Annotated in this window: 15 protein-coding genes; 13 read left to right on the top strand and 2 right to left on the bottom strand. The window is 61.3% G+C overall.

Annotated features, from left to right (window positions below):
* Positions 1–123 precede the first annotated feature (123 nt).
* Together CAF63_RS23205 and CAF63_RS23200 are read right to left on the bottom strand one after the other, a co-directional pair.
* Positions 124–3402: a bifunctional diguanylate cyclase/phosphodiesterase gene (locus CAF63_RS23205; RefSeq protein ID WP_085689298.1), complete on the bottom strand. Its 3279-nt coding sequence runs from the start codon at positions 3400–3402 to the stop codon at positions 124–126.
* Between the two features lie 68 nt (positions 3403–3470).
* Complete coding sequence (locus tag CAF63_RS23200) at positions 3471–4361, bottom strand: LysR family transcriptional regulator (RefSeq protein ID WP_085689295.1); 891 nt, start codon at positions 4359–4361, stop codon at positions 3471–3473.
* A 140-nt stretch (positions 4362–4501) separates the two neighbouring features.
* Here CAF63_RS23200 and leuC point away from each other — a divergent pair, with 140 nt between their 5' ends.
* The 13 genes from leuC to CAF63_RS23135 all read left to right on the top strand — a co-directional run bounded on the left by leuC (position 4502) and on the right by CAF63_RS23135 (position 19277).
* On the top strand, positions 4502–5932 hold the full coding sequence (gene leuC, locus CAF63_RS23195; protein WP_085689293.1) for a 3-isopropylmalate dehydratase large subunit: 1431 nt from the start codon (positions 4502–4504) through the stop codon (positions 5930–5932).
* A 2-nt stretch (positions 5933–5934) separates the two neighbouring features.
* Positions 5935–6579, top strand: coding sequence for a 3-isopropylmalate dehydratase small subunit (gene leuD, locus CAF63_RS23190; protein WP_011333351.1), 645 nt, complete (start codon positions 5935–5937; stop codon positions 6577–6579).
* Positions 6580–6707: 128 nt separating this feature from the next.
* Positions 6708–7472, top strand: a complete 765-nt coding sequence (locus tag CAF63_RS23185; RefSeq protein ID WP_085689290.1) for a class I SAM-dependent methyltransferase — start codon at positions 6708–6710, stop codon at positions 7470–7472.
* Positions 7473–7541: 69 nt separating this feature from the next.
* Complete coding sequence (gene leuB, locus CAF63_RS23180; RefSeq protein ID WP_085689287.1) at positions 7542–8624, top strand: 3-isopropylmalate dehydrogenase; 1083 nt, start codon at positions 7542–7544, stop codon at positions 8622–8624.
* A 66-nt stretch (positions 8625–8690) separates the two neighbouring features.
* Positions 8691–9803, top strand: coding sequence for an aspartate-semialdehyde dehydrogenase (gene asd / locus CAF63_RS23175; protein WP_011333354.1), 1113 nt, complete (start codon positions 8691–8693; stop codon positions 9801–9803).
* 193 nt (positions 9804–9996) lie between these two features.
* Positions 9997–11007 carry an aspartate-semialdehyde dehydrogenase gene (locus tag CAF63_RS23170; protein ID WP_085689284.1) on the top strand — a complete coding sequence of 337 codons (1011 nt, stop codon included), beginning with the start codon at positions 9997–9999 and terminating at the stop codon, positions 11005–11007.
* Between the two features lie 209 nt (positions 11008–11216).
* Positions 11217–13877 carry a FimV/HubP family polar landmark protein gene (locus CAF63_RS23165; RefSeq protein ID WP_085689281.1) on the top strand — a complete coding sequence of 887 codons (2661 nt, stop codon included), beginning with the start codon at positions 11217–11219 and terminating at the stop codon, positions 13875–13877.
* A gap of 150 nt (positions 13878–14027) precedes the next feature.
* Complete coding sequence (gene truA / locus CAF63_RS23160; RefSeq protein WP_085689278.1) at positions 14028–14852, top strand: tRNA pseudouridine(38-40) synthase TruA; 825 nt, start codon at positions 14028–14030, stop codon at positions 14850–14852.
* Positions 14853–14916: 64 nt separating this feature from the next.
* A complete protein-coding gene (locus CAF63_RS23155; RefSeq protein WP_085689275.1) occupies positions 14917–15531 on the top strand; it encodes a phosphoribosylanthranilate isomerase in 615 nt (204 codons plus the stop codon).
* Between the two features lie 192 nt (positions 15532–15723).
* Positions 15724–16644 (top strand): acetyl-CoA carboxylase, carboxyltransferase subunit beta, encoded by a 921-nt coding sequence (gene accD, locus CAF63_RS23150; protein WP_085689272.1) that lies wholly within the window; start codon positions 15724–15726, stop codon positions 16642–16644.
* The gene (gene folC / locus CAF63_RS23145; RefSeq protein WP_085689269.1) at positions 16641–17948 is read left to right on the top strand and encodes a bifunctional tetrahydrofolate synthase/dihydrofolate synthase; all 1308 of its coding nucleotides are present in this window, start codon (positions 16641–16643) and stop codon (positions 17946–17948) included. The genes accD and folC overlap by 4 nt, the downstream gene beginning before the upstream one ends.
* Positions 17932–18618 (top strand): SPOR domain-containing protein, encoded by a 687-nt coding sequence (locus CAF63_RS23140; RefSeq protein WP_085689265.1) that lies wholly within the window; start codon positions 17932–17934, stop codon positions 18616–18618. The genes folC and CAF63_RS23140 overlap by 17 nt, the downstream gene beginning before the upstream one ends.
* 98 nt (positions 18619–18716) lie before the next feature.
* On the top strand, positions 18717–19277 hold the full coding sequence (locus CAF63_RS23135; protein WP_085689262.1) for a CvpA family protein: 561 nt from the start codon (positions 18717–18719) through the stop codon (positions 19275–19277).
* Positions 19278–19311: the final 34 nt, after the last annotated feature.

Raw genomic sequence — 19311 nt, 5'->3', positions numbered from 1 at the left:
ACTGATGGGCTGAAGAGCCTTTTTCAGCACAAAAACAAACGCCCCGAATAAGTCGGGGCGTTTGGTCTAAGGCCTGTCAGTGTGTTTTCACACAGTCTGGAAAGGCGCCCTTTTTTGTGCCCGTCATTCCAGCAATCCTTTCAACCCCTCCAGCGGCAACGGCCGGCTGTGCAGATAACCCTGATACAAATGGCACCCCAATCCTTGCAGGAAGGCCAGCTGTTCCGGGGTTTCCACGCCTTCGGCGATCACTTCCAGTTCCAGGCTGCGGGCCATGGCGACGATGGCGCGGATGATTTCGGCGTCGTTGGGGTCGGTGGTGGCGTCGCGGATGAACGACTGATCAATCTTCAGTGTGTCCACCGGTAATCGTTTCAGATAGGTCAGCGATGAATAGCCGGTACCGAAATCGTCCATGGCAAAACTCACACCGAGTTTTTTCAGGCGACGCATCTTGCTGATGGTGTCTTCCAGATTCTGGATGACGATGCCTTCGGTGATTTCCAGTTTCAGCAACGAGCAGGGCAGGCCATGGCTGGTCATGCTGTGCTCGATGCGCTCGACGAAGTCGTTCTGCCGAAACTGTCGGGGGCTGATGTTCACGCAAAGAGTGAACGCCAGAGGATCGATCAGGCCTTCGGCGATCAATGCCTTGAAGGCGCAGCAGGCCTCATCAAGGATCCAGGTGCCAACCTCCAGAATGAGACCACTATCCTCCAGCACTTTGATGAACTCTGCGGGCGATTGGGCGCCCAGTTCCGGGTGATTCCAGCGCACCAGCGCTTCGGCGCCGATGATGCGGTTGTCCTTGGCGTCGATTTGCGGCTGGTAATGCATGGTGAATTCGTTGCGCGACAAAGCCAGGCGCAAATCGGTCTCCATGCGCTGGCGCTCGCTGGCCGCCTTCTGCATGGTGTTGTGGTACATCTGCGTGGTGTTGCGTCCCGAGTCCTTGGCCCGGTACAGCGCGATGTCGGCGCGCTTGAGCAAGTCGGTCGGGGTCGATCCGTGGTCGGGAATCAGTGCCACACCAATGCTCGGTGTCACTTGCAGGCGCTGGCCGTCGAGGAACATCGGTTCCGACAGCAGTTCTCGGATGGTGTCGGCCAGATCGCGCACCTGTGCGCTGACTTCGTTGCGAGTACCTTCCAGGCCGCTGAGCAACACCACGAATTCATCGCCACCGAGTCGCGCCACGGTGTCTTCCATGCGCACGCTGGCTTCAAGTCGCGCGGTGATGATTTTCAGCACCGTGTCGCCGACCGGGTGGCCGAGCGAGTCGTTGATGTGCTTGAAGTGATCCAGATCCAGAAACAGCAGCGCTCCGCGCAGGTTGTGGCGTTTAAGCAGGGCGATCTGCTGGCTCAGGCGATCCATCAACAGAGCGCGGTTGGGCAGGTTGGTCAGCGGATCGTGATAAGCCAGATGCCGGATCTGCGCCTCGGCGTTCTTCAGCAGGCTGACGTCACGGGCGGTAAGCAGCAGGCAAGCGGTTTCGTTGAGGATGATCGGCTCGACCGAGACTTCTACGGTCAATATCTCGCCACGCTTGTTGCGCCCGAGCATTTCCTGATGGTGCACGCGGCCCTTGATCTGAAGTTCGGCGAGCAGTGCCGAACGTTGTTTTTCCTCGGCCCAGATGCCGACCTGGTACACGGTTTTGCCCACTACTTCGTCGGCACGATAGCCGGTCAGGCGGCAGAAACCGTCGTTGACCTCCAGATAGCGCCCGGTGTCGCGCTCGGTGATGGTGATGGCGTCGGGGCTGGAGTGGAACGCCTTGGCGAATTTTTCCTCGCTGGCCTTGAGCGCCGCTTCCGAGCGCTGTTGCTGGGTGATGTCGCGCAACGTCGTGACGATGCACGGCTGGTTGCCGACGCTGATCTGCCGGCTGGAAATCACGCAGGTCAGCGACTGACCGTCCTTGTGCTGGACGATGATCGCGACATTGCTCAGGCCCTGTTCGCGGATCACCCGTTCGATCCGTTGCAGGCTTTTCGCCGACGCATCCCACAGACCGATTTCTTCGGCGGTGCGACCGATGATGTCGGCGGCGCTCCAGCCGAAGGTCTGGCTGAAGCTGGAATTGATTTCGATAAACTCCCCGGTTTCCTGGCGGGTCACGCAGATCGGGTCGGGGCTGACCTGAAAGAGCGTGGCGAATTTCTCCTCCGAGGCCACCAGCCGTTGTTCGCGCTCGACCTGGTCGGTGATGTCCAGCAGGGTGCCGGCCATTCGCAGAGGTACGCCGTTGTCATCGCGATAGAGGCGGGCGCGGCTTTCCAGATAGCGCGAGCTGCCGTCCGGCAGTTGCACTCGATAGGTCAGCTGATAATTGCCGGCCGGGCCTTCGCGCAGGCTGCGATAGGCATCGCGCATGGTGTCGCGCTCTTCCCCGGGCACGCCTTCGAAGAACTCCTCGAACGATTCATGAAACGGCTTTGGCTCCAGGCCATGCAATTGCGCAGCCCGCGCCGAGCCATAAAGCATGCCGCTGGGAATGTGCCAGTCCCAGGTGCCGAGCTGGGCTGAGTCCAGTGCCAGATCGAGGCGTTCCTGGCTGTCTTTCAGGGCATGTTCGGCGGCTTTGCGCTCGGTGGTGTCTAGAAAAGTGCTGAGCAGGTACGGCTGGCCTTCGAGCTCGACCTTTTGTGCACTGAGAATACCGTCGTGTATCTGGCCGTTGCTGGCGCGGAACTGCACTTCCATGCTGATCAGTTCGCCCTTGGCCTTGGTTTTTTTGACCAGCTCCGCCCGTTGCTCCGGATGCACCCACAAGCCCAGCTCCAGCGTGGTGCGGCCGATGGCGCTCTGCACCGGCCAGCCAAAGAGGCTTTCGAAATACTGGTTGGCTTCGGTGATCAGGCCGTCTTCCTGGCGAGTCAGCAACACCATGTTCGGGCACAGGTGGAACAGTGTGGCAAAGCGTTTCTCCGAACTGCTGAGGGCCTGTTCCCGCTGCCTTTGGTGGGTGATTTCGCGGATCACCCCGATCATTCGGGGCCGGCCATGCTTGTCCGGCAGCAGGCTGCCGTTGATTTCCAGCCAGTGCAGACTGCCGTCGGGCCAGCGGATGCGGTGGTGCATCGCCTGTTCCAGTGGTGCGCCGGCGATGACGGCGTGAAAGGCGCGCACGGTTTTTGCCCGGTCTTCCGGCGGAAGCAGGTCGAGGTATTCCAGATCTTCAGGGAGCGGTTGACGTGGATCAAAGCCGAATAGCGCCTGCGTTCCCCGCGACCAGCTGATTTGCCCGCGCTCGATGTCCCAGTACCAGGCGCCGAGCCGGGCGCCGTTGAGCGCGGCCAGCAGTTGCGGTGCACTTTCCCAGCTCTGTTCGGAATGCCGTGGATCAATGGCCTGAATACGCGGCATCGGCGGAATACGGTCAACAGATTTCGGCATTGTCGAGGAGCCTTGAGCTGATGTGGGCGTTTGGCACAGGAACGGCAGCTCTATAGGAGTAGCACAAGTTAGCCGAGAGTCCCTGGCAGATCGATTTGAGCGTCCAGCAGGGCCATAAAGGCCCGTGCAGCGTTCGACAGCGTCCTTTCAGTGTGCAGGATATAGCCTAGCTGGCGACTGAGCTGTATGCCCGGTAAAGGTATGCGCGCCACCTGATCGTCGAGCATCGTGCGTGGCAAAACGCTCCACGCCAGGCCAATCGAAACCATCATTTTGATGGTTTCCAGATAGTTGGTGCTCATGGCGATATTCGGTGTCAGGCCCTGGGCCTCGAACAGGCGTTGGACAATATGATGGGTAAAGGTGTTGCCGCCGGGGAATACCGCCGGATGACCAGCAATGTCCGCCAGCGTGACAGCGCCGTTACTGATCAACGAATGTTCTGGAGCAACCACGAAATCCAGCGGGTCATCCCAGACCGGCGTAGCTTTGACCAGCGTATGCGGCTCCGGCGCGAGCGTGATGACCGCCAGTTCCGCCCGGCCGTGGAGAATTTCCTCGTAGGCCACTTCCGAATCGAGGAACTGAATATCCAGCGCAACCTGTGGGTAGCGTCGGGTGTATTCCCTCAACAATGGTGGCAAACGGTGCAGGCCGATGTGGTGACTGGTGGCCAGCGTCAGGCGGCCGGTGACTTCGCCGGTCAGGTTGGTCAGGGCGCGGCGTGTATCGTCCAGCACATTGAGAATCTGATAAGCCCGTGGCAGCAGGGCCCGGCCGGCCTCGGTCAGGCCTACTTCACGACCGAGCCGGTCGAACAGCCGCACATTCAATTGCTGCTCCAGCCCGGCGATGCGTTTGCTGATCGCCGGTTGTGTCAAATGCAGCCGTTCACCGGCGCCGGAGAAGCTTCCGGTCTCGGCGATCGCGATAAAAGCATTGAGGTTGGCCAGGTCCATGTTCGTATTCCAGTTGGTTATCCAAAGCATAAAAAATATGAATTTGAGTTATTTAATCTAACCCCATAGGATCGGCCTCACAAGCCAAAGGGTTATTGATAAGCCCAGGGCATAGAAACAAGCTGATGAGGAACCGTCTGATGGCCGGCAAAACGCTCTACGACAAGCTCTGGGATTCGCATTTGGTCAAGCAGCGCGACGATGGCTCGGCGCTGATCTATATCGATCGTCACATCATCCACGAGGTGACCTCGCCGCAAGCCTTCGAAGGCCTGCGTCTGGCCGGGCGCAAGCCATGGCGCATCGATGCCAACATCGCCACCCCGGACCACAACGTTCCGACCACCCCGGAGCGCAAGGGTGGCATCAGCGCCATTGCCGACCAGGTCTCGCGTTTGCAGGTTCAGACCCTCGACGACAACTGCGATGAATACGGCATCGTCGAGTTCAAGATGAATGACGTGCGCCAGGGCATCGTTCACGTGATCAGCCCGGAGCAGGGCGCGACCTTGCCGGGCATGACCGTGGTCTGCGGCGACTCGCACACCTCGACTCACGGCGCGTTCGGCGCCCTGGCTCACGGTATCGGCACTTCCGAGGTCGAGCACGTGCTCGCCACCCAGTGCCTGGTCGCCAAGAAAATGAAGAACATGCTGGTGCGCGTCGAAGGCCAGTTGCCGTTCGGCGTGACCGCCAAGGACATCGTCCTCGCGGTAATCGGCAAAATCGGCACGGCCGGCGGTAACGGCCACGCCATCGAATTCGCCGGCAGCGCGATCCGCGATCTGTCGATCGAAGGCCGCATGACCATCTGCAACATGTCCATCGAAGCCGGCGCCCGCGTGGGTCTGGTAGCGGCGGACCAGAAGACGGTGGATTACGTCAAGGGTCGTCCGTTCGCACCGAAAGGCACCGAGTGGGATCTGGCGGTCGAGTCCTGGAAAGACCTGGTGTCCGACGCCGACGCGCATTTCGACACCGTGGTCGAGCTCGACGCCGCGCAGATCAAGCCGCAGGTCAGCTGGGGTACTTCGCCGGAAATGGTCTTGGCCGTTGATCAGAACGTGCCGGATCCGGCCAAAGAGATGGATCTGGTCAAGCGCGACTCGATCGTCCGCGCCTTGAAATACATGGGTTTGACCGCCAACCAGGCGATCACCGACATTCAGCTCGATCGCGTATTCATCGGCTCCTGCACCAACTCGCGCATCGAAGACTTGCGCGCTGCCGCGGTGATCGCCAAGGGCCGCAAAGTTGCGTCGACCATCAAACAGGCCATCGTGGTGCCGGGTTCGGGTCTGGTGAAGGCACAGGCTGAAGCCGAAGGCCTGGACAAGATCTTCCTCGAAGCCGGTTTCGAATGGCGTGAGCCGGGTTGCTCGATGTGCCTGGCGATGAACCCGGACCGTTTGGAGTCCGGCGAGCATTGCGCTTCGACCTCCAACCGTAACTTCGAAGGCCGTCAGGGCGCCGGTGGCCGTACCCACCTCGTCAGCCCGGCCATGGCCGCTGCGGCGGCGGTGAACGGTCGTTTCATCGACGTTCGTGAATTGATCCAAGGAGCACAGTAAAGATGAAGGCATTTACCCAGCACACTGGTCTCGTCGCGCCTCTGGATCGTGCCAACGTCGACACCGACCAGATCATTCCGAAGCAGTTTCTGAAGTCGATCAAGCGCACCGGTTTCGGCCCGAACCTGTTCGACGAGTGGCGTTACCTCGATGTGGGTCAGCCGTATCAGGACAACTCCAAGCGTCCGCTGAACAAGGAATTCGTGCTCAACGCCGAGCGTTATCAAGGCGCCAGCGTGTTGCTGGCCCGCGAGAACTTCGGTTGCGGCTCCAGCCGTGAACACGCGCCGTGGGCGCTGGAAGAATACGGTTTCCGCAGCATCATCGCGCCGAGCTACGCCGACATTTTCTTCAACAACAGCTTCAAGAACGGTTTGCTGCCGATCATCTTGAGCGATGCTGAGGTTGACGAGCTGTTCAAACAGGTCGAGGCCGCGCCGGGCTATCAGTTGCAGATCGATCTGCACGAGCAGACCGTCACCAGCCCGAACGGCAAGGTGTATCGCTTCGAGATCGACGCTTTTCGCAAACACTGCCTGCTCAACGGCCTGGACGACATCGGCCTGACCTTGCAGGACGGCGATGCGATTGCAGCGTTTGAAGCCAGGCATCGCGCGAGCCAGCCGTGGTTGTTCCGCGACGCGTGAGATTGATGTAGTCAGGGCTGGCCCCATCGCGGGCAAGCCCGCTCCCACATTTGAAGTGCATTCCCCTGTGGGAGCGAGCTTGCTCGCGAAAAGGGCAGTTCAAACAACATAGAAATCAGGATGTGACCATGACCAGCACCGCCCACAGTCAGGTTGTACAAAAGCAATTCGGTGAACAGGCCGCCGCCTACCTGAGCAGCGCCGTTCACGCTCAAGGCACTGAATTTGCGCTCCTGCAGGCTGAACTGGCGGGGCAGGGCGAGGCGCGGGTGCTGGATCTGGGTTGCGGCGCCGGGCACGTGAGTTTTCACGTTGCTCCGCTGGTGAAGGAAGTGGTCGCGTACGACCTGTCGCAGCAGATGCTCGACGTGGTCGCCGCCGCTGCCGTTGATCGCGGATTGAGCAACGTGTCCACGGTCAACGGCGCCGCCGAGCACCTGCCGTTCGCCGATGGCGAATTCGACTTCGTGTTCAGCCGCTATTCGGCGCACCATTGGAGCGACCTCGGCGTGGCCTTGCGCGAAGTGCGTCGGGTGCTGAAACCGGGCGGCGTGGCGGCATTCATCGATGTGCTGTCGCCGGGCAGTCCGCTGTTCGACACCTATTTGCAGAGCGTTGAGGTGCTGCGCGACACCAGCCATGTGCGCGATTATTCGGCCGGTGAGTGGTTGCGCCAGGTCAGCGAGGCCGGGCTGCACACCCGCAGCACCACGCGTCAGCGCCTGCGTCTGGAATACAACAGCTGGGTCGAGCGCATGCGCACACCTGAAGTGATGCGCGCCGCGATCCGCCAGTTGCAGCAATCGATGGGCAACGAAGTGCGCGAATATTTTGAGATTGAGGCCGATGGTTCGTTCAGTACAGATGTACTGGTGCTCTGGGCCGAGAAATAAACTTAGAACGACAAGCATTTTTCCGGGCGCGCCAGTCGATGGCGCACCGATTGAAGACACGAGGAAAGCATGAGCAAGCAGATTCTGATTCTCCCAGGCGACGGTATTGGTCCGGAAATCATGGCCGAAGCGGTCAAGGTGCTGGAGCTGGCCAACGACAAGTACAGCCTGGGTTTCGAGCTGAGCCATGACGTGATCGGTGGCGCCGCCATCGACAAGCACGGCGTGCCGCTGGCCGACGAAACTCTCGCTCGCGCTCGCGCTGCCGATGCCGTGCTGCTGGGCGCCGTGGGCGGCCCGAAATGGGACACCATCGAACGTGACATCCGCCCTGAGCGCGGCCTGCTGAAAATCCGTGCGCAACTGGGCCTGTTCGGCAACCTGCGTCCGGCGATCCTTTACCCACAACTGGCTGACGCTTCGAGCCTGAAGCCGGAAATCGTTGCCGGCCTGGATATCCTGATCGTCCGTGAGCTGACTGGTGGTATCTACTTCGGCGCGCCGCGCGGCACTCGCACCCTGGAAAACGGCGAGCGTCAGTCCTATGACACGCTGCCGTACAGCGAAAGCGAAATCCGCCGCATCGCCCGTGTCGGTTTCGACATGGCCATGGTTCGTGGCAAGAAACTGTGCTCGGTGGACAAGGCCAACGTGCTGGCGTCCAGCCAACTGTGGCGTGAAGTGGTCGAGCAGGTGGCCAAGGATTACCCTGAAGTCGAACTCAGCCACATGTACGTCGACAACGCCGCCATGCAACTGGTGCGTGCGCCGAAGCAGTTCGACGTGATCGTCACCGACAACATGTTCGGCGACATCCTGTCCGACGAAGCGTCGATGCTTACCGGTTCCATCGGCATGCTGCCGTCGGCCTCGCTGGACGCCAACAACAAGGGCATGTACGAGCCTTGCCACGGTTCGGCGCCGGACATCGCGGGCAAAGGCATCGCCAACCCGCTGGCAACCATTCTGTCGGTGTCGATGATGCTGCGTTACAGCTTCAATCTGCACGAAACGGCGGATGCCATCGAGAAAGCGGTCAGCGTGGTGCTGGATCAAGGTCTGCGCACCGGCGACATCTTTTCGACCGGTTGCACTAAAGTCGGTACGCAGGAAATGGGTGACGCAGTAGTCGCCGCGCTGCGGAATCTGTAATCTCTCGGGCCCGCTGCGAAATTCAATACAAAGCAGCGGCCCACTTTTCAAGAAGGTGTAGTTGCGATGAAACGTGTAGGTCTGATCGGTTGGCGCGGCATGGTCGGTTCCGTGCTCATGCAGCGGATGCTGGAAGAGCAGGATTTCGATCTTATCGAGCCGGTGTTTTTCACCACTTCCAATGTCGGTGGCCAAGGCCCGTCCGTGGGCAAGGACATTGCTCCGCTCAAGGACGCTTACAGCATTGAAGAGCTGAAGACCCTCGACGTGATCCTGACCTGCCAGGGCGGCGACTACACCAGCGAAGTGTTCCCCAAGCTGCGCGAAGCCGGCTGGCAGGGTTACTGGATCGACGCGGCCTCGAGCCTGCGGATGAACGACGACGCCGTCATCATCCTCGACCCGGTCAACCGCAAGGTCATCGACCAGCAGCTCGACGCGGGCACCAAGAACTACATCGGCGGCAACTGCACCGTCAGCCTGATGCTGATGGGCCTGGGCGGCCTGTTCGAGGCCGGTCTGGTCGAGTGGATGAGCGCCATGACCTATCAGGCGGCCTCGGGTGCCGGCGCGCAGAACATGCGTGAACTGATCAAGCAGATGGGTGCGACCCACGCCGCTGTCGCCGATCAACTGGCCGACCCGGCCAGCGCGATCCTCGACATCGACCGTCGTGTGGCCGAAGCCATGCGCAGCGACGCATACCCGACCGAAAACTTCGGCGTGCCGCTGGCCGGCAGCCTGATCCCGTGGATCGACAAGGAACTGCCGAACGGCCAGAGCCGTGAAGAGTGGAAGGCCCAGGCCGAAACCAACAAGATCCTCGGCCGCTTCAAGAGCCCGATCCCGGTCGACGGCATCTGCGTGCGCATCGGCGCCATGCGCTGCCACAGCCAGGCACTGACCATCAAACTGAACAAAGACGTGCCGATCGCCGACATCGAAGGGCTGATCAGCCAGCACAACCCTTGGGTCAAGCTGGTGCCGAACAACCGTGAAATCAGCATGCAGGAGCTGAGCCCGACGAAAGTCACCGGCACGCTGAACGTACCGGTCGGTCGTCTGCGCAAGCTGAACATGGGTTCGCAATTCGTCGGTGCCTTCACCGTCGGCGACCAACTGCTCTGGGGCGCGGCCGAACCGCTGCGCCGCATGCTACGGATCCTGCTGGAGCGTTGATCGCTTGATGCAATGAAAGAACCCGCGCCTTGCGAGAGGCGCGGGTTTTTTTGTACCTGTTGATCGTTCCCACGCTCTGCGTGGGAATGCAGCCATGGACGCTCCGCGTCCGCTCTTCGCGGCGGGCGCGAATTGCCTGTGTGCGACTCACCCGGTAAAGTGCCGCTCCCCCCGTTTCGCCAGAGGTAGCACCATGACCCAGACCCTTGATATTGCCGTGATCGGCGCCACCGGTACTGTCGGCGAAGCGCTTGTGCAGATTCTCGAAGAACGCGACTTCCCGGTTGGCACACTGCATCTGTTGGCCAGCAGCGAATCGGCTGGCAGCTCAGTGTCGTATCGTGGCAAGAACGTGCGGGTGCGTGAGGTCGATGAGTTCGATTTCGCCAAGGTCAAACTGGTTTTCTTTACGGCGGGGCCTGCGGTCACCCTGAGTTACGCGGCTCGCGCTCATGCCGCGGGTTGTTCACTGATCGATCTGTCCGGTGCCTTGCCGGCAGACCAAGCCCCGCAAGTGGTGCCGGAAGCCAATGTCGAGGTGTTGGCCGGTCTGAAAGCGCCGTTTCAGGTCAGCAGCCCGAGCCCGTCGGCCACTGCGCTGGCCGTGGTGCTGGCGCCATTGCGCGAGCTGATCGAGCTGCAATACGTGCATGTCACCGCCAATCTGGCCATTTCCGCTCAGGGGCGCGAAGCAGTCTCCGAGCTGGCGCGCCAGACCGCTGAGCTGTTGAATCTGCGTCCGCTCGAGCCGAAGTTCTTCGACCGGCAGGTGGCATTCAACGTGCTGGCCCAGGTCGGTACGCCGGATGCGCAAGGCCATACGTTGCTGGAAAAGCGTCTGGTGCGTGAGCTGCGCCAAATGCTGGCGCTACCTTCTTTAAAGATTTCCGCGACTTGCATTCAAGCCCCGGTGTTTTTTGGCGATAGCTTTAGCGTGACCTTGCAGTCAGCGAGCGCAGTCGACCTGGAAAAGGTCAATGCCGCCCTCGAAGATGCGCCGGGCATCGAACTGGTCGAAGCCGGCGATTATCCGACTGCGGTCGGTGACGCGGTGGGGCAGGACGTGGTCTATGTCGGGCGGGTGCGCGGCGGTATCGACGAACCGTCGGAACTTAATCTGTGGCTGACGTCAGATAACGTACGCAAAGGTGCGGCCCTCAACGCAGTGCAAGTGGCCGAGTTGTTGATAAAAGACCTGCTGTAAAAGATACTTGGCAACAATTTGTCGACTGATTCTAGCCGGGCGCTATGCTTGGCCAGATCGCTTGATAACGTAATTCCCTCCGGGACTTTCCGGGGCATCAAAGAAATGATCGCGCGCGGCATGCTGTCGTCGTCGCGCGCAATGCCTTACGGCAGCGACACTCAACATCTTCTCGCTGGCCGAGGAACGTTCAAACAAAGGAAGAGGCTATGGTTCAAGTTCGCAAACTGGTGTTAGCAATAGCGGCCGCCTCGGCGCTGTCCTCCGGTATGGCGCATGCCCTCGGGCTCGGGGAGCTGACCCTGAAGTCGACCCTGAACCAGCCGCTGGTGGCGGAAATCGAGCTGCTCGATGTCAAGGATCTGACCGCTGCCGAAGTGGTGCCGAGCCTGGCCTCGCCGGAAGATTTCGCCAAGGCCGGCGTCGATCGCCAGGCCTTCCTCAATGATCTGACCTTCACCCCGGTGCTCAACGCCAGCGGCAAAAGCGTGCTGCGCGTAACGTCGAGCAAGCCGCTGTCGGAACCGATGGTGAAATTCCTCGTGCAGGTGATGTGGCCGAACGGCCGTCTGCTGCGTGATTACAGCGTGCTGCTGGATCCGTCGAAGTTCTCGCCGCAGACCGCTGATGCCGCCGCCCAGCCTGCGCCGGCGCAAACCATCACCGCACCGACCACCGGCGCCACGCATTCGACCCACACCACCACGCCGCGCGACACCCTGTGGGAAATCGCCGCCAAGGCGCGTACCGGCGGTTCGGTGCAGCAGACCATGCTGGCGATCCAGGCCCTGAACCCGGACGCGTTCATCGGCGGCAACATCAACCGCCTGAAAACCGGCCAAGTGCTGCGTCTGCCGGATCAGGTGCAAAGCACCGCGCTGCCGCAGTCCAAGGCAATTGCCGAAGTGGCCGCGCAGAACGAAGCCTGGCGTCAGGGCCGTCGTTATGTGGCCAAGCCGGGCACCGGTCAACAGCAGCTCGATGCGACCAATCGTGGCCGCGCCAATACCGGCGCTGCGCAAAACGCCAAGGACAACCTGAGCCTGGTTTCTGCCGAAAGCGCCAAGGCGCGTGGCAAGGGCCCGGCCGGCGATGCCAAGGCCCTGAGCAACAAGCTGGCGGTGACCCAGGAAAGTCTCGACACCACCCGTCGTGACAACGAAGAACTGAAAAGCCGCATGGCCGATCTGCAAAGCCAGCTGGACAAGCTGCAACGCCTGATCGAGCTGAAGAACAATCAACTGGCGAAAATGCAGGCCGAAGGTTCGGGCGCTGCTCCCGCGACCGCCGCCACTGCGCCAGTGGTGCCGGCGATCACCGCGGAACTGGCTGCCACGCCGCCGGCTACTCCTGCAGAAGCGGCCCCGGCCACACCTGCGCCTGAGGCTGCTGCTCCGGCCCCGGTCGAACCGGTTGTCGAGCCTGTGGTTGAAACCAAGCCGGCCGCCGATGACGAGAAAACCTTCAACGAACTGCTGACCAATCCGATCCTGCTGGGTCTGGTCGGTGGTGGTGCGGTGGTTCTGCTGCTCCTGCTGTTGCTGCTGGCTCGTCGCCGCAAAGCGCAACAGGAAGCCGAAAAACACCTGCGCATGGCCCGTGCGCTGGAGGAGCAATCCTTCTCCCAGGACCTCGATCTGCCGGAAAGCAGCTTCGAAGGTCTGGAAGTGCCGGCCGCCAGCGTCAAGCTGACACCAGCTCCAGCTCCAGCTCCAGCTCCAGCTCCAGCTCCAGCTCCTGCCGCCGCTGCTGTAGTTGCGCCAGTCGTGATGGCCGAGCCGATCGCCGCGCCGCTGGTGGCACCGGCCGCCGAGCGTTCCGACGACGTGCTGGACAAGGCGCAGTCGCACATCGACGGCGGTCGTCTGAATCAAGCCGCCGCGTTGCTGGAGGAGGGCGTGAGCCTGGAGCCGCAGCGCAGTGATTTGCGTCTGAAACTGATGGAAGTTTACGGTCGCCAGGGTGATCGCGATGCGTTCGTCGGTCAGGAACGCCAACTGGTTGCCAATGGCGACAACTTCGCCAAGGTCGAAGAGCTGAAAAGCCGCTTCCCGGCCATGGCGGTCGTCGCGGCCGGCGGTCTGGCGGCCGCGGCCCTTGCTGCCGAGCTGGACGAGGATTACGTCAAGGAGCTGCTGCTCGACGAGCCTGAAGCACCTGCTGCGGCAGATGATGAACTGGACAGCGCTTTCGACCTGAGCCTCGACGATCTCGACAACATCACGCCGGTAGAACCTGTGGCTGCTGTCGAGCCGGAAGCGCCGGTCGAGCTGGACGCGTTCCCGACTGACGACGACCTGAGCTTCGAGTCGGTGCTGCAACAGCAGACCGACATCAAGGAAAACCTCGACGACCTGTCGGACTTCGACCTGGATCTGGACCTCGGTGCCGATCCTGCACCTGCGCCGGTCGAGCTGGCAGACGATGATTTCCTGCTGGATCTGGACGAAGGCGTGAAGGATCTGCCGCTGGTCGACACCCCGACCGTGGCCGACGTGCCGCAGGACGATCTGGAACTGCCAGCCGATTTCGACCTGTCCCTGGCTGACGAAATGGACGCGGCGCCTGCCGAGCCGGATGCGTTCGCCGCCGAACTGGACGACGTCAACGCCGAGCTGGATCGCCTGTCGAGCAGTATCAACGAGCCAAGCTTCACCGAAGCTGATGCTGCGTTGGGCGATGATCTGGGAGAGGATGACTTCGACTTCCTGTCCGGCACCGACGAAGCTGCGACCAAGCTCGATCTGGCTCAGGCCTACATCGACATGGGCGACAACGACGGCGCGCGCGACATCCTCAATGAAGTCATCAGCGAGGGGAACGACAAGCAGAAGAGCGAAGCGAGCGAAATGCTTTCGCACCTGGCCTGAGTCGGCATTCAGCGCTAAACAAAACGGCAGCCCATGAGGCTGCCGTTTTTGTTTGGGTCTGGTTTCCCCGTCCCGCCGCCTTATAATGCCCGCCTTTGTAGATCAGCAGGCTGTACCGACTTGGCAAACATAGATAACCCGGCCGCCGAAATGGCACCCGAAGGCTTTTTCCGCGTCGCGCTGGGCGTTGAATACAAGGGCTCGCGCTACAGCGGCTGGCAGCGCCAGTCCACCGGTGTGCTCACCGTGCAGGAAACCCTGGAAAACGCCCTGTCGAAGGTCGCCGATTCGCCGATCTCGCTGCAATGCGCCGGGCGCACTGACGCCGGTGTGCATGCCTGCGGGCAAGTGGTGCATTTCGACACCCAGGTCGACCGCTCGCTGAAAGCCTGGGTCATGGGCGCCAACATCAATCTGCCCCACGACATCAGCGTCAGTTGGGCGAAGGTCATGCCGGCGCATTTTCATGCGCGATTCAAGGCGATTGCCCGGCGCTATCGCTACGTGATCTACAACGATCAGATCCGCCCGGCGCATCTCAACGAAGAAATCACCTGGAATCATCGTCCGCTGGACGTGGAGCGCATGGCCGAAGCTGCGCAGTACCTGATCGGTACCCATGATTTCAGCGCGTTCCGTGCCGGCCAGTGCCAGGCCAAATCGCCGATCAAGAAGATGCATCACCTGCGTGTGACCCGTCACGGCAAAATGATCGTGCTGGACATCCGCGCCAACGCGTTCCTGCACCACATGGTGCGCAATATTGCCGGCGTGCTGATGACCATCGGTGCCGGCGAGCGGCCGGTGGAGTGGATGAAAGAAGTGCTCGAGAGCCGCGAGCGGCGTTCCGGCGGGGTCACGGCGCATCCGTTCGGTCTGTATCTGGTGCAGGTCGAGTACCACGACGAGTTCCCGTTGCCCGAGCGTTTCATCGGGCCACATTTCCTTACGGGTTTCTCGGAACTTGACGGCTGACGCCCTCGAACGCATTTGTTACCATCCGGGACTTTCTCGGATTTGCCTTGGAGTTTTTATCGACATGTCAGCCGTTCGCAGCAAGATTTGCGGGATTACCCGCATAGAGGATGCGTTGGCAGCCGTCGAGGCCGGGGCCGATGCCATCGGTTTTGTGTTCTACGCTAAAAGTCCCCGGGCGGTTACCGTGCAGCAGGCGCGGGCGATCATCGCCGCATTGCCGCCGTTCGTGACCACGGTCGGGCTGTTCGTCAATGCCAGCCGCTGTGAGCTCGGGGAAATCCTCGATGCCGTGCCGCTGGATCTGTTGCAGTTTCACGGCGACGAGACCGCCGTCGAGTGTGAAGGCTGGCACCGGCCGTATATCAAGGCCTTGCGGGTCAAGGCGGGCGATGACATTGCTGCTGCCTGCGATGCTTACCCAAGCGCCAGCGGTGTGCTGCTAGACACTTATGTCGAAGGCGTGCCCGGCGGAACCGGCGAGGCGTTCGACTGGTCATTGATTCCGCAGGGCTTGAGCAAGCCGTTGATTCTGGCCGGTGGCCTGACGCCGGAGAACGTCGCCGATGCGGTCGCGAGGGTGCGGCCGTATGCCGTGGATGTCAGCGGCGGGGTAGAGGCGAGGAAGGGCATCAAGGATCACGCAAAGATTCGTGCATTCATCAACGCCGTACGCTGATGTGACGGCTGGCAGACTGCCGCCGTCCACAGCTCTGTAGAAAAGAGGCTGAGGGTCTTTTCGGGGTGTGCGCAGGTCAGTTCCGCTGACCCGGCAGCCCGGACGATCATCGCCACACATGAATTTAGCTGAAGGGCATACGCGGGGCCGCGAACCAGAGCGTTCGGGCCGCCGGTACTGGAGAAAGAAAGCATGAGCAACTGGTTGGTAGACAAGCTGATCCCTTCGATCATGCGTTCCGAGGTCAAAAAGAGCTCGGTCCCTGAAGGCCTGTGGCACAAATGCCCGTCCTGCGAGGCTGTGCTGTATCGTCCGGAGCTGGAAAAGACCCTGGACGTCTGCCCTAAATGCAACCACCACATGCGCATCGGCGCACGTGCGCGCATCGACATCTTCCTGGACGCCGAAGGCCGTGCCGAACTGGGCGCCGACCTGGAGCCGGTTGACCGTCTGAAATTCCGCGACGGCAAGAAGTACAAGGACCGTCTGGTCGCTGCCCAGAAGCAGACCGGCGAGAAAGACGCACTGGTTTCCATGAGCGGCACCCTGCTGGGCATGCCGGTCGTGGTTTCGGCGTTCGAATTCAGCTTCATGGGCGGTTCCATGGGCGCCATCGTCGGTGAGCGCTTCGTGCGCGCCGCCAACTACGCGCTGGAAAACCGTTGCCCGATGGTCTGCTTCTCCGCCTCCGGTGGTGCGCGGATGCAGGAGGCCCTGATCTCGCTGATGCAGATGGCAAAGACTTCGGCTGTGCTGGCGCGTCTGCGTGAAGAAGGCATTCCGTTCATCTCCGTGCTGACCGACCCGGTCTACGGTGGTGTTTCCGCCAGTCTGGCGATGCTGGGCGACGTGATCGTCGGCGAGCCGAAAGCCCTGATCGGCTTCGCCGGTCCACGCGTGATCGAGCAGACCGTGCGTGAAAAACTGCCGGAAGGCTTCCAGCGCAGCGAGTTCCTGCTGGAGCACGGCGCCATCGACCTGATCATCGACCGTCGTGAACTGCGTCCACGTCTGGGCAACCTGCTGGCGCAACTGACTGGTCAGCCTACGCCGACATTTGTCGCTGCTCCTGTTGAGCCGATCGTGGTTCCGCCGGTGCCTGCCAACGTATGACCGAGCGCACCCTTGGCGAGTGGCTCGCCTACCTTGAACAGTTGCATCCATCGGCCATCGACATGGGGTTGGAGCGTTCGCAACAGGTAGCGTCCCGCATGGGACTGGGCCAGCCGGCGCCTCGGGTGATTACGGTCACCGGCACCAATGGCAAGGGTTCGACCTGCGCTTTCGTGGCTTCATTGCTGCGGGCGCAGGGCCTGAACGTTGGTGTCTACAATTCTCCGCACCTGCTGCGTTACAACGAGCGGGTGCAGCTCAATGGCGTCGAAGCCACTGACGCGCAGCTTTGCGAAGCCTTCGCGGCGGTCGAAGCGGGGCGCGGCGACACTTCCCTGACGTACTTCGAAATGGGCACCCTGGCGGCGTTCTGGCTGTTTCAACATGCCGGGCTCGATGCGGTGGTGCTGGAAGTCGGGCTGGGCGGGCGTCTGGATACAGTCAACGTGGTCGATGCCGATATCGCGCTGGTCACCAGCATCGGTGTCGATCATGCCGACTACCTGGGCAATACCCGCGAATCCGTAGCCTTCGAGAAGGCCGGGATTTTCCGTCAGGGCAAGCCTGCGCTGTGCGGCGATCTGAATCCTCCACAGCCCCTGCTGGACAAGGCGCGCGAGCTTGCTTGCCCGTTCTTCCTGCGCGGGCGCGATTTTGATCTCGGCATCACTGATCAATTCTGGCAGTGGCGCGGTACTGATGCTGACGGTCAGGTCGTCGAGCTGCGCGATTTGCCGCTGCTCGATCTGCCGATGGAGAACGCCGCGCTGGCTTTGCAGGCTTATCTGCTGCTCGGCTTGCCATGGGATGCCAAACAGATTGTTGCGGCGTTGCAGGTGACTCGCGTGGTCGGCCGCCTTGATCGTCGTTCGTTCGAATGGAACGGCAAGCGCTTGAACCTGCTGCTGGACGTTGGCCATAACCCGCATGCGGCGGAGTATCTGGCGCGACGTCTGGCGGCTCGTCCGCCGGTCGGCAAGCGTCTGGCGGTGTTCGGCCTGTTGGCGGACAAGGATCTGGACGGTGTCATCGGTGAGTTGAATGCCAGCATCCAGCATTGGGCGGTGGCGCCGCTGGATTCGTCGCGCGCGCGTCCGGTGGCTGAATTGAATGTTGCATTGCAGAACCTTGGCGCCTCGGTCACGTCTTATGACAGTGTGGCGGCTGCGCTGGAAGGGCAGTGTGCAGTGGCCACCAGCGACGACGAGATCTTGCTGTTCGGATCATTTTATTGTGTCGCCGAGGCCCTCGAATGGCTGTCTCGGCGCTCCACGGAGGAAGCGGCAAATGGCTTTGCTGGATAAAGCTTACAAGCAGCGCATGGTCGGCGCCCTGGTGCTGGTGGCTCTGGCGGTGATTTTCCTGCCGATGCTGTTTTCCCGTCAGGATGAGCAGCGTCAGGTGACCGTCGATGCGCCGGCCGCGCCGCAGGCGCCTGCGGTGGCGCAGATCCAGATGGAAACCGTGGCTGTGCCCGAGCCGCAGGTTCTGCCGCAAGAGCCGGTGCCGAGTGATGACGAAGTCGCCGAGCAAACGGCGCCAGCAGCGCCGATTGCTTCCGCTGCACCAGCCCCGGCTCCAGCGCCGGTAGCCAAACCGGTTGCTCCGGCTCCGGCTCCGGCTCCGGCTCCCGCTCCCGCTCCGGTGGTAAAACCTGCTACAGCACCTGCTCAGCCGATCGCTGCGCTTTCCACCAAGCCTGATACCACTCAAAGCCGCGTCGACGCCAATGGCCTGTCGGTGAGCTGGTCGGTGCAACTGGCCAGTCTGTCGAGTCGCGCCAGCGCCGAAAGCCTGCAGAAAACCCTGCGCAGCCAGGGTTACAACGCTTACATCCGTTCGGCTGATGGCAAGAATCGAGTGTTCGTCGGCCCGCTGATCGAGCGCGCCGAAGCCGATCGTCTGCGTGATCTTTTGAGCCGCCAGCAGAACCTGAAGGGGTTTGTGGTGCGCTTCCAGCCTGAGCGTGGCTGAAATCTATCGCCCCGATTGAAATGCACTGACATTCGCAGCTTACCGACAGCCCTGCGCTCTGCTAAAATGCGCCGCCTTATCCGTCTGTAGGCTGCACTGTGCCATTTACCTGGGTTGACTGGGCGATCGTTGCAATCATCGCCATCTCCGCTTTGATCAGTTTGAGCCGCGGCTTCGTCAAAGAAGCATTGTCGCTGGTGACCTGGATCATCGCAGGAGCTGTTGCCTGGATGTTCGGTGGCTCACTGTCCGAGTACCTCGCCGGATACATTCAAACTCCATCGGCTCGTGTGATCACGGGCTGTGCCATCATGTTTGTCGCCACTCTGATCGTGGGCGCAATGATCAATTATCTTATCGGCGAGTTGGTTCGCGTCACCGGGTTGTCCGGGACCGATCGATTCCTCGGCATGGCCTTCGGCGCTGCGCGTGGCGTGTTGCTGGTGGTCGTGGCGGTCGGGCTGTTGAGCCTGGGGCCGGTACAGCAGGACGAGTGGTGGAAAGAATCACAGCTCGTGCCAAGGTTTTTATTGGTCGCAGACTGGTCCAAAAACCTGATTCTCGGGTGGAGCAGTCAGTGGCTTGCCAGCGGAATCAGCGTACCCGCTGATATTCCGTTCAAGGAGCAACTCTTGCCGTCGGCCAAAACGCCTCAGTGAGTGTTGTTCAGTTCAGATCCATTAAGTAGGGGTT

Source organism: Pseudomonas sp. B20(2017) (assembly GCF_002113125.1).
GTDB lineage: Bacteria > Pseudomonadota > Gammaproteobacteria > Pseudomonadales > Pseudomonadaceae > Aquipseudomonas.
This window is presented reverse-complemented; position numbering and strand designations above follow the sequence as displayed.